Source organism: Dyadobacter sp. CY323 (assembly GCF_021390245.1).
Lineage (GTDB): Bacteria > Bacteroidota > Bacteroidia > Cytophagales > Spirosomataceae > Dyadobacter.
The window spans coordinates 83,520-94,288 of record NZ_JAJUXH010000027.1 but is presented as its reverse complement, the minus strand read 5'-3'; the positions used below and the strand labels follow the sequence as shown (position 1 = coordinate 94,288).

General features: G+C 47.6%; 9 protein-coding genes. 3 read left to right on the top strand and 6 right to left on the bottom strand.

Going from position 1 to position 10,769, the window contains the following annotated elements:
- Positions 1-182: 182 nt before the first annotated feature.
- From LZG72_RS26390 to LZG72_RS26375, 4 genes are read right to left on the bottom strand one after another with little or no spacing between them, the layout of a single operon-like run.
- Positions 183-1,760, bottom strand: a complete 1,578-nt coding sequence (locus LZG72_RS26390; protein ID WP_233878146.1) for a serine hydrolase — start codon at positions 1,758-1,760, stop codon at positions 183-185.
- Between the two features lie 60 nt (positions 1,761-1,820).
- Entirely contained in the window at positions 1,821-2,270 is a 450-nt protein-coding gene (locus LZG72_RS26385) for a nuclear transport factor 2 family protein (RefSeq protein WP_233878145.1), read from the bottom strand.
- A gap of 37 nt (positions 2,271-2,307) precedes the next feature.
- Positions 2,308-3,810, bottom strand: a complete 1,503-nt coding sequence (locus LZG72_RS26380; RefSeq protein WP_233878144.1) for a YfcC family protein — start codon at positions 3,808-3,810, stop codon at positions 2,308-2,310.
- Positions 3,811-3,868: 58 nt separating this feature from the next.
- The gene (locus LZG72_RS26375; protein ID WP_233878143.1) at positions 3,869-5,305 is read right to left on the bottom strand and encodes an AraC family transcriptional regulator; all 1,437 of its coding nucleotides are present in this window, start codon (positions 5,303-5,305) and stop codon (positions 3,869-3,871) included.
- A 200-nt stretch (positions 5,306-5,505) separates the two neighbouring features.
- On the opposite strand from LZG72_RS26375, the gene LZG72_RS26370 reads away from it, so the two are divergent.
- Positions 5,506-5,910, top strand: a complete 405-nt coding sequence (locus LZG72_RS26370) for a DUF1801 domain-containing protein (RefSeq protein ID WP_233878142.1) — start codon at positions 5,506-5,508, stop codon at positions 5,908-5,910.
- Positions 5,911-5,956: 46 nt separating this feature from the next.
- On the opposite strand, the gene LZG72_RS26365 is transcribed toward LZG72_RS26370, so the two are convergent.
- Both LZG72_RS26365 and LZG72_RS26360 read right to left on the bottom strand, forming a co-directional pair.
- A complete protein-coding gene (locus LZG72_RS26365) occupies positions 5,957-8,143 on the bottom strand; it encodes a catalase (protein WP_233878141.1) in 2,187 nt (728 codons plus the stop codon).
- A gap of 20 nt (positions 8,144-8,163) precedes the next feature.
- Positions 8,164-8,715 carry a ferritin-like domain-containing protein gene (locus tag LZG72_RS26360; RefSeq protein WP_233878140.1) on the bottom strand — a complete coding sequence of 184 codons (552 nt, stop codon included), beginning with the start codon at positions 8,713-8,715 and terminating at the stop codon, positions 8,164-8,166.
- A gap of 281 nt (positions 8,716-8,996) precedes the next feature.
- Here LZG72_RS26360 and LZG72_RS26355 point away from each other — a divergent pair, with 281 nt between their 5' ends.
- On the top strand, positions 8,997-9,941 hold the full coding sequence (locus LZG72_RS26355) for a sorbosone dehydrogenase family protein (protein ID WP_233878139.1): 945 nt from the start codon (positions 8,997-8,999) through the stop codon (positions 9,939-9,941).
- A complete protein-coding gene (locus tag LZG72_RS26350; RefSeq protein WP_233878138.1) occupies positions 9,899-10,660 on the top strand; it encodes a T9SS type A sorting domain-containing protein in 762 nt (253 codons plus the stop codon). Before LZG72_RS26355 ends, LZG72_RS26350 begins: the two co-directional genes overlap by 43 nt.
- Positions 10,661-10,769 lie beyond the last annotated feature (109 nt).

Sequence of the window (10,769 nt, the reverse complement as noted above, 5' to 3'; positions counted from 1 at the left end):
TCGCTCGGGAATGGACCACTACATTTCCAAACCGCTGCGGCTTGATGAAATCAAAGAAGCGCTGGAAATTGCGTTTGCTTCGGTACCCGCGAGTTTGTAGGAATTATATTTTAGCCACGGAGGCACGAATTTACACGAACGCATTCGTGAAGATTCGTGTATCCGTGGCTAAAAACGACAAATCACTTCCCAACCCGCTTCAAATCCAGATCATGGAAATCAAAGCTGAAATCGATATTAGGAGAAATGCCTTTCATTTTAATGGACTGAGCTTTTCCTTCCTCGTCCAGGCTGAACATGGCGAATGCGTCGCAATTCATATCCTGGTATTCCCATTTGATGGCGAAGGTATTGGCTTTGTAAAAATGCATGGGGCCGTTTAATTTGGGCGATCGCAGGCATTTAAACCACAAATGATTGTTTTTCAGGAAAACCTCCACTTTGCCAAACCAGTTGTCTTCGTATATCCCGACAAAATCCCCGGCTTTAACCGGCGTATTTTTAGCGGCAGCCACCACCTTCCAGACATTGGTAGTGACGGAATCCCCGTTACTTCGCTGACCTGCCAGCTGCTCGCTATACCGTTCGATCCAGTCGACAGGTTCGGCTTTGATGTAACTGTCGATAATCGTCTGCCCGATAGACCGGAATGCCCCGGCCCCGCCACTTTCCGTGTTGGTCAAAATCACGATACCCAGTTTTAAGTCGGGCACCAGGTTCACAACCGACAACATTCCGGGCAATCCGCCCGTATGTCCGACATGCATATTTCCTCTGAGATCACTCAAACCCCAGCCTAACCCATAGCCGCCAAAATGCGAATTATAGCGCGGATCGCGGTTGACGCCCGTTACGGTGTGAATGGTCCACATTTCGCGCTGCCTCGCCTCCGAAAAAAGCTGCTTTTCCAGATTGCTGCCATACTTTCCTTTATTCAGTTGCGTAATCATCCATTTCGACATGTCGTCCACATTGGAGACAATGGCGCCTGCCGCCCCGTTTACCATTTCCTGAAACCAGGCGAGGGTGCGCATTTGGCCATTACCCATATTTTCGGTGGAATGCGGGGTAGCCATATTCGACTTATCCTTCATTTCATTCAGAGAAGTAAAAGAGTTGTCCATCTGCAATGGCTTTATAATCCGCGCTGTGACGAACTGTTCCCAGGTCATTCCGCTTACCCGGGCAATGATTTCGCCCGCTACAAAATAGAGGAGGTTATCATAGTCGAACTGCGTCCGGAATGCGGAAACAGGTTTAAAATACTGAAAGCTGGTTGCTATATCTTTGAAAGTAAAATCACTTCCGTCCGGGAAAAACATCAGGTCTCCGACGCCCAGGCCAAGTCCGCTGCGGTGGCAGAGCAGATCTTCGATCATGAAATTTTCGGTGACGTACTCATTGTACATCTTGAATTCGGGAATGTGCTTCTTCACCTTATCTTTCCACGAAATCTTCCCTTCATCGATCAAAATGGCTAATGCGGCTGCGGTAAATGCTTTGCTGTTGGAAGCGATCTGAAAATTCGTGTGGCTGTCGACCGGCTTTTTGGTCGTCATGGATTTCACGCCATAGCCTTTGCCATGAATGATCTTGCCGTCTTTGACCACCGCGACGGCTAAACCCGCTACCTTGAATTTCTCCAGAGATCTCTGCGCCAGGCTGTCGATTTGTTTGGATGTTAGCTGGGCATTCGCAGCACTGTTTACCAAAAGAAAAAACAGCAAATGGAGCAATGAGATTGATCTTGTTTTTTTCATAAGATTCATTTTTTAATTCATTTCCAATGATGAATGCGTGTGGCAATCAGGAAATTCAGGTCAATTCCTTTTAATGAGGGTTGAATGCAGTATTTTAATTTTCCATTGCTTTTTTTCACGCACCACAATGACAGTTTCCATCCAGTGCACCCGGGTGTTTCGCTCGCCCTTTTTAATGTCAGAATACAGGTTGTAGGTTACCCAGGCTGTGTTTTCACGGATTGTTGTTTTGATAAAATCGAATTTGTTCGTGCGCTTGAAATCGATGCCGATGTTGGGAACGACGGCTTTTCTGATCATCGAATCCAGATTCCAGACCTGCCCGTTCTCATAGAATGTAACGTCAGCTGAACAGTATTTTTTCAAAGTCAAAGAATCCGGTTCCGACAATCCGCCAAACATGTTCACAACCGTCTGCTGGACCGCTCTCTCGCTTTCCGTAGGCTGCGATTGCGCATGGAGTAACAACGGAGATACTGCCGCGAGAATGAGTAGGAGTACTTTTTTCATGGGTTAGGGGTTTGGAGGTGACGGTCAATCGTCAAAGTCACACATACGTACTAGCTACTAAATACACGGCACAAATCAAAAACAATACAACCAGTAATGGCATGATAAATCGTAGCCAGACCTTTACGCTCACGTTCACCAGCGCCAGTGACGGCAGCAGCATGGCGGTGGGCGAAACGAAGAACATGAGGTTCATACCATATAAATAAGCATTCACGATCTCACTTCCCGGAATGTTGATCAGGATGGCCAAAGTACCCATAATGGGCATCGTAAGTACCGCCATACCGGAAGTAGACGTGATAAAAAGCGAAAAGAAAATGAAAAATACAAAAAGGAACAGAATGAAAACGGCCGGCGGAACGTGCGAAACCAGGTTGCTGGTATAATACAATATGGAGTCGCTGACGTGTCCGTCATTCAAAACGATGGTAACTCCCCGGGCAACGCCGACTATGAATGCAACAGAAAGCAGGCTTTCGGCCCCCTTCACAAATGAGCTGATAAAAACGCGTTCATTGACCTTTGCTAAAAAGCCAACCAGAAGTGACGCTCCAAAAAGGAGTGCCGACAGTTCCAGCGTCCACCACTGCAAAAACATCGTTCCGCCGATCATCGCTAAAAATGCGCTGAGGAAGATCAGCAAGAGTATTATGGTTTTCATACCCAGTTTTTCAGGGACCTCTTCTGTATTGATTCGGACGTCGTAAGGTGCTTTTACGATTCCGTCCAGTCTGTAAACCAATGAGGAGGAAGGATCTTTTTTGACTTTCGCCGCATAGCGCAACAGGTACCAGGTAAAAATAGCGGTCGTCAGTGCGAACAGGATCAGACGTTCGTAAATGCCGTCTTTCCAGTTGATGCCGGCTGCATTGGAGGCGATAATGGTCGAGAACGGATTGGAAAAAGCGGCGATACCACCAACCGTGTTACCGCCGAAAATAACCGCAAACGGAACCAGCAAGTCGTACCCGGCAGCCAGAAAAACGGGCACAAGAATGGGATAGAACATCAGTGCTTCTTCATCCATCCCGTAACTGGCTTTGCAAAAAGCGAATAATATCGTGAGTACCGCAATCAGGTAAGGTCCTTTGTCCCGCATTGCGTGTGATAAGGAAGCGACACCTTTTTCAATGGCTTTGGTTTCGTTGAAGACAAAAACAAAACCACCCATGACGAGGATAAACATGATGATGTCTATGCTGTCGTAAATTCCTTTGATGGGGGCCTCAATGACTTTGATAAATCCCTGTGGGTTACTTGCTTCCGCGCGGTAGGTGTTGGGGACAGACACCGGTTTGAGCACTTCTCCATTTACAAACTTGCTAATGGAAATCCGCAGGCCAAGCCGGTCCAGTGTTTCCTGGGTTAAAGGCAAAAGTGTGTCGCCCGTCGCAGTGGTCATCGAAAACGATTTGTTACCCACCATCGACAGCTTGCTATACCGGCCCGCCGGCAACAGCCAGGTTGCGAGCGCAGCCAGCACAATGGCAACCATCAGGATTGTAAGTGGCTGAGGGACTGATTTTATTTTAAACATGTTGAGGGGCGCAGTATAGAATCAGATCATCAATAAACATTGGCAATAACCTGGAATTTCACCCCGTCACTTCGTAGACCAGAGCTTCGTAACGGGCATCATGCCGGTCACCGGAGAGCCAGTCCCTGATAATAAATTTGAAAAACAGCATAGGCGGCTCGTGCAGGTCGATTGCTGTTTTGAAATAACCCAGAGCGGTATCTGCCTCGCCGACAGATGCGTGAACAATGCCCATATCATAATTAGCAACTACCTGGGTTTTACTCAGAGACACCATTTGAGTGAGTATGTCGTGGGCGCTTTCCGGTTCGCCGGACAATCCGAACAACACGCCGCAGGCACTGAGGGTAATGCCATTGTAGTTGATTTCCAGTGCCATTTCCAACGCTTCCTGGGCTTCCGCATAGTTTTTTAAAGTGATTAAGTTGAGGCCGGTGATCATATGCCCGCCCCAGAATGACGGATCGAGTTCTACCAGTTTCCTTCCCTGCGCCACTGCATTCTCGAAATTTTCCGATATCCAATATACGTACCCTGCGTAAAAATGATTGATCAGAGAAAATGGTTCGAGCGACAAGGCCAGCGAAATTTGTGATACTGCTTCCGCATAATTGCCGGTGAGTGCGGAATAAAGGGCGTACTGGCCGTGTAAATCGGCTGTATTCCAGTTGAGTTCCAATGCTTTTTTAAAAGTAGCGGAGGCACTGGTGAAGTCCCATTCATAAAGCATCTGCATCCGGGCCAGGGCCAGGTAGCTTTCGGCAATACCATTATCCAGGGCAAGTGCCTGCTCCGTTGCCTTTTTCAGAAGCGGCAATGCGTTTTTAGCAGGCATATGCCTGTAAAACCACATATTCAGATAACACGAAGCAATCCCGGCGTAGGCAATCGCGTAGGTAGGTTCCAGCGCAAGTGCAGATTCGAAATAGCTGATCGCTTTCTGGTGCTCGTCCTTTCCGGCAAATTTATTGTGGTAAAACCGTCCGCGCAGATACAGCTGGTAGGCTTCTTTATTATTGGTATATCTCTTAAAGGTAATGGCAGGTTCTTCTCCGAGTAACTGTACTTTCACGGCACTCAAAATTGCCAGCGCTATTTCATCCTGAATGTCAAAAATATCGTCCATTTCCCGGTCATACTTCTCCGACCATATCTCATCGCCGTCGGCAGCATGCACCAGCCGCGCATGGATAAGCAGCTGGTTACCCACACTCTGAATACTTCCCTGAAGAATGTGGTGCACATGGAGCTGCTCGCTGATCCATCTCAGGTCTTCCGTCTTTCCTTTGAAAGTGAAGGAGGAAGTCCGTCCCGCAACTTGCAAACCAGGCACACGGCTTAATACATTAATGATCTCTTCGGTGACCCCGTCACTAAAATATTCTTCTTCGGGATCATTGTTCAGGTTTATAAACGGCAAAACGGCAATGGATGGCTTCATAATCGGCTTGGTAGGCTTTATTCTTTCTTTTCCACCAAGATAGGCAATTTCCATTTATCCCGGGACCGAAGCGCATTTCGCATTGCGACAAGCCGAATGTGCTGATGGTACATTGAACCAAACTTGTCACAAATGCACACCTTATTTGGCCGGTCCGGCACTGCGCGATCGTCTGCTACTTAGTTACTTTTGATGTGGCCGCCGGACAGAATTCCGATGATCCGGCAGTATTTAATTAATACGAAATGAGTCTTATGAACGAGCCAGTTAATGTTGCGAATGAGAAGGTTACTAAATTTTTAGACGATCTGAATCACCCGTTCAGGTCAGAAATAGAACGACTGCGTGCGCTGATCCTGGGTACAGAAGTTGGTTTGTCTGAAAATATCAAATGGAACGGGCCCAATTACTCGTTCGGCGAAGAAGACCGGATCACCATGAAAATCCTGCCGCCGAAGGTTATTCAACTAATATTCCATCGCGGCGCCAAAGTGAAGGAGCAACCCGGTGACAGACTGATTTCGGATCAATCCGGAATGCTGGCGTGGCGCGAAAATGACCGGGCCATTGCGACATTTAAAACAATGCAAGATGTGGAAAATCGGGAATCGGACCTGATCGGCGTGGTGAAGGATTGGATTGCGGCAACGACCGTTTAAGGAAAAAGCGCCGCAAGAAAGATCTTGCAGCGCTTTTGAAATCAGGTTAAGCCGGGATTTTCCGGGGTTTCTCGCGGTCCCAAAACCGGTGCTGGGCAATTGCCAATATAAATTTATCAGCAACCAGCGCGGGATCGTCCCCGATGATCAGACCTTCCTGCAAAATGGCTTTGTCTGAAAATTCGGACGGGAGCATTCTGCTAAAATAGGTGGCTTCAATTACCTGCAACGCATTTGCGTCGGCCGCTACAGCTTTGCAATGCTTAAATGCCTCGTTCAGAAAATGGACTGCATCAGCCTCCGCCTCAATGGTGGCGGCGCTGTTGGTACCTCCAGGAACGTAAACGGCATCGTAGAAAACAGACGCCGCTGTAAGAAAGCTATGCTGTACCGGGATCTGTGCATCATTTGAAGCAATGATGTAGTTAAGTCTCGGCGCTATCACCTCCACAACAGCACCTGCCGCTTCCAATGCATCTTTCACGGTTGTCAGTGATTTTTCGTCCACGCCGTCGGCCGCCAGGAATGCAATCTTCCGGGTTTTGATACTGTCTTTCACGGTATTAGCCATGCTGAGAGCTTCTGAGCTCGTAATGGCCGTTTCAAATGTAAACGAATCATAATCAGCGGGATCGCCATCGGCTGGAATGCTATGGTTAACCGGCAATTCCGGGTCTTGTGGAACATGTATCCGCAGCGCAAATGCCACTTCACTAGCTAAACCCTTGTCGATCATGGACAATATTCCCAGCATGCGTTCACGGATCGCAACCGTTTTCACTTTGCCAAGCTCGAAGCTTAGTGCGTCGATAATGTGGTTTTTCTCAAAATCAGCCTGGCTGTTGAAAAACATTTTTGCCTGACTGAAATGGTCAAAAAAGCTCTTGCTCCTCGCCCGGATTTTGCGGGCATCTATCCGTTCGGGATAGGTGGTATAGCCGCCCTCGGAAGCTTTTGCCTGCGCCGGGTAGTTGTCACCGAGCGAATTTGGGCTGTAACTTACCTTTCCACGATTGATGGTTTGCCGCATGAAACCATCCCGCTGGTTATTATGAACCGGAACAATGGGCCTGTTGATCGGGATTTCCTGAAAATTCGGGCCTCCCAAACGCAAAAGCTGGGTATCCGTATAAGAAAACAACCTTCCCTGCAGCAACGGATCGTTCGTGAAATCGATTCCGGGAACAATGTGTCCCAAATGGTAGGCGATTTGTTCTGTCTCAGCAAAGAAATTGTCCGGGTTTCGGTTCAGGGTCAACTTGCCGATGCGTTGGACCGGAACGAGTTCCTCGGGGACAAGTTTCGTCGAATCCAGCAGGTCGAAGTCATATTTGAACTCGTCTTCCTCCGGTATGATCTGTACTCCAAGTTCCCATTCAGGGAAATTCCCGCTTTCGATGGCATCCCAAAGATCGCGTCGGTGGTAATCCGGATCTTTTCCGGAAATCTTCTGAGCTTCGTCCCATGCCACGGAATGCACACCCAGTAAGGGTTTCCAATGGAATTTTACAAAACTCGCAACACCTTCGGCATTTACAAACCGGAATGTATGTACGCCGAAACCTTCCATCATGCGGTAGCTCCGTGGTATGGCGCGGTCGCTCATTACCCACATGATCATATGCGCCGATTCGGGCATAAGCGAAATGAAATCCCAGAACGTATCGTGTGCAGAAGCTGCCTGGGGCATTTCACTGTCCGGCTCCGGTTTAACGGCATGTACCAGGTCCGGAAACTTGATCGCATCCTGAATAAAGAAGACGGGTATATTATTTCCCACCAAATCAAAGTTGCCTTCCTGCGTATAAAATTTTACGGCAAAACCTCTCACATCCCGTGCCAGGTCCGTCGATCCGCGAGAACCCGCAACCGTTGAAAACCGTACGAAAACCGGCGTTTCAAGCGAAGGATCACTTAGGAAATGTGCCTTCGTGACCGAAGCCATTGACTCATATACTTTAAAAACACCATGTGCCCCTGAGCCGCGGGCATGCACAACGCGTTCGGGAATGCGCTCATGGTCAAAATGCGTTATTTTTTCCCGGAGAATGAAATCTTCGAGAAGTGACGGGCCACGTTCCCCTGCTTTCAGCGAATTCTGATCGTCGTTAATGGGTAAGCCCGTATTGGTTTTCATCAGCTCGTTTGTACTGTCCGAGGTATTTCCTGAGAGCTGGGTTGTCTTATCATTTTCCTGCTGTTGAGTCTTATCTGAGTCCTTTTCAGTAGCCATATTGTAGTATGAGGGTTAAATCAGGCTTCTTCGGAAGCCTTGTAGTTGATATCGTTTTCCGCAACTTCGGTCAAAAGCTGATCAGCCGTTTTTTCTTCGCTCAGCGTTTGTGCCAGAATCTCTGCAACGTCTGCCAGATTAAGCGTAGACGCCAGCTGGACAAGTCCGCCGTAGGTAGCAATTTCGTAATGCTCTACTTTTTGTGAAGCCAGAATAATGCCGACATCTCTTGTTGCGGTACCTTCGTCGGTGCTTTCAACAATGCCTTCCGCTTCTTTCGAGAGACCTTCCATTGCGTCGCATTTTTTGGCAATTGCTTCTAATCCCAAAAGGCTGAATGCGCGTTCCAGACGACTAACGTGCTCAATGGTTTCTGCCAAATGGTTTTCAATGGTGCTCGCCAATTTTTCCGAGGTAGCAGATCTGATCATTTTGGGAAGTGCTTTCACGAGGTGATTTTCCGCCCAGTAAATATCCCGCAGACTGTCTACAAATAATTCCATGAGAGCAGGTTCCGCACCTGCAGACGTTTTGGTTTTAAATTTTGGCTCAGAGCCTGTACCTTGATCCATGATGATATTAGTTTGTTTAAGATTTATAAGGTTACATGCAAAACTTGTTCCATGCCAATGTGGAAATTCACAAAGCCGTCTTCTTTTGTTTTAATGGATTGATATTTGATATAGACCTGCCTCAGATTAACTAACTTCAAAGCGTAATCAACAAGTTGAAATGATGGAGGTTAAAGATGTTAAAGCGTTTGGCGGAGTAGGTTGTCCGGCAGACAACTGCAGCGATACCTTCGGATTTTTAAGATGATTTGCGGTTCAGTGGACTAATGTCAATCTAATATATGGGGCATCGCTATTTCTCAGTTTGGCTCATTGCATTTGCATTGTTAAGAAGTTTGCATTCATTGGCCCAGCCAGATCCGGCCATAGAAGCATTCGTTCCCGGTTTTACACGACCGGTAAAAGTTGCGCATGCTGGTGATGCCAGACTCTTCGTGGCGGAGATTGGCGGGAAGATCAGGATTGTTAAAAACAGAAATGTTATCCCGGAGCCGTTCCTCGATATCAGCGGCAAGATCAATGATCCTGAGTGGGCAGGAATATTCAGTATAGCATTTGCGCCGGAATTTCAGGTTTCGGGTAAATTCTATGTTTTGTATGTCTTGAAAAACAGCACGGAGGTGCAGTTGTCAGAATTCAAACGCTCACCTTCCAATGCTGATCTGGCGGACGCCGGTTCCGAAGTGAAAATCCTGACGATACCTTATGAGAATGTGCTTGGCGGACACCGTGGTGGCGATATTGCATTTGGGAAGGACGGATATCTGTACGTTTCAACGGGCGATAATGGACCGGGTAGCCGTGGCGATATCGGCGACCCAGACAACAATTCGCAAAATATGAGCAAGGTTTTTGGTAAAATATTGAGGCTGGACATGAAAAGCGCGTCGCCCGCCGAAAATATCCTGACCAAAATCTTCGCATTGGGCCTGCGAAATCCCTGGCGTTTCAGTTTCGACCGCTCCACCGGAGATCTTTGGCTCGGAGATAATGGGCAGGATGCCTGGGAAGAGGTGAATTATTTAAAATATCCTTTTGACGGCTCGGCGCCCAATTTCGGTTGGAATTGTCTGGAAGCCACTGAACTTATAATGCGTCGCATTGTGCTCCCGGCACTAGTTATACGCCTCCAAAACACATATATCCAGGATTTGCCAACAATGGCGGCAATAGTGCATCGGTCATGGGCGGGTATGTTTACCGGGGCTCCAAGTATGGCTCATTAAATGGTTATTACTTTTTTGGTGACTATCAATCTGGTAAAATCGGCTTAATCAGTCCGGCGGGAGTCGGGACCTTTCCGGCGGGACTTAGTTATTCGTCGCTCATCTCGTTTGGGGAAGATCACGCAGGCGAGTTGTACGTCCTCTCATTTTTAAACGGTACTTTATCCAAAATAACAAACCCGAACGATCCATTGCCTGTGCAACTTGCGTATTTCAGGGCTAAGGCAGAAAATCTGAGCGTAATACTGGAATGGAGGATGGCTTCCGCACATAATTTCAAAGAATTCCAGCTTCAGCGAAGCAAGGATGGAAGAAAGTTCGAAAACATCGCTACCCTGCCTGACGCCGGTATAGAACACACGTATTCATTCCGTGACAACCAGCCGATGTCCGGTGAAAACTTTTACCGTCTGAAAATCGCCGATCAGGATGGTAGTTATCAGTTCAGCAAAATAGTACGTGCCGGTTTGAGTGATGCCGGCAGCAGCATTACCATTTTTCCAAATCCGTCGACGGGGATTTTTAATGTAAAAAGCTTGAAGGATGAATGTCTAATTACATTGCGCGGCACGTCGGGGAAAGTCATTTTTACAAAAAGGATAAGGTCTGAAAATGATATTGAGATCAATCTGGAAAACCATCCGGCCGGTACATACACGATCCGCATAGTGAACCAGGCGACCAAAATCTCCGAAACCAGACACCTCGTCAAAGAATAACCAAATGGGCTGGACTTTAAACCCTAATGTTGAGGTCCGGTGGGAAAACTCCACTGACCAAAAAAAGCCCAGGCCGATTTTTAGAAAGGTCTGGGCATTGCCTCAATCT

Bases quoted from the DNA above. Each gene is read 5' to 3' on its own strand.
- LZG72_RS26390 (WP_233878146.1), bottom strand. From the start codon at position 1,760: ATGAAAAAAACAAGATCAATCTCATTGCTCCATTTGCTGTTTTTTCTT.
- LZG72_RS26385 (WP_233878145.1), bottom strand. From the start codon at position 2,270: ATGAAAAAAGTACTCCTACTCATTCTCGCGGCAGTATCTCCGTTGTTA.
- LZG72_RS26380 (WP_233878144.1), bottom strand. From the start codon at position 3,810: ATGTTTAAAATAAAATCAGTCCCTCAGCCACTTACAATCCTGATGGTT.
- LZG72_RS26375 (WP_233878143.1), bottom strand. From the start codon at position 5,305: ATGGAAATTGCCTATCTTGGTGGAAAAGAAAGAATAAAGCCTACCAAG.
- LZG72_RS26370 (WP_233878142.1), top strand. From the start codon at position 5,506: ATGAACGAGCCAGTTAATGTTGCGAATGAGAAGGTTACTAAATTTTTA.
- LZG72_RS26365 (WP_233878141.1), bottom strand. From the start codon at position 8,143: ATGGCTACTGAAAAGGACTCAGATAAGACTCAACAGCAGGAAAATGAT.
- LZG72_RS26360 (WP_233878140.1), bottom strand. From the start codon at position 8,715: ATGGATCAAGGTACAGGCTCTGAGCCAAAATTTAAAACCAAAACGTCT.
- LZG72_RS26355 (WP_233878139.1), top strand. From the start codon at position 8,997: ATGGGGCATCGCTATTTCTCAGTTTGGCTCATTGCATTTGCATTGTTA.
- LZG72_RS26350 (WP_233878138.1), top strand. From the start codon at position 9,899: ATGGGCGGGTATGTTTACCGGGGCTCCAAGTATGGCTCATTAAATGGT.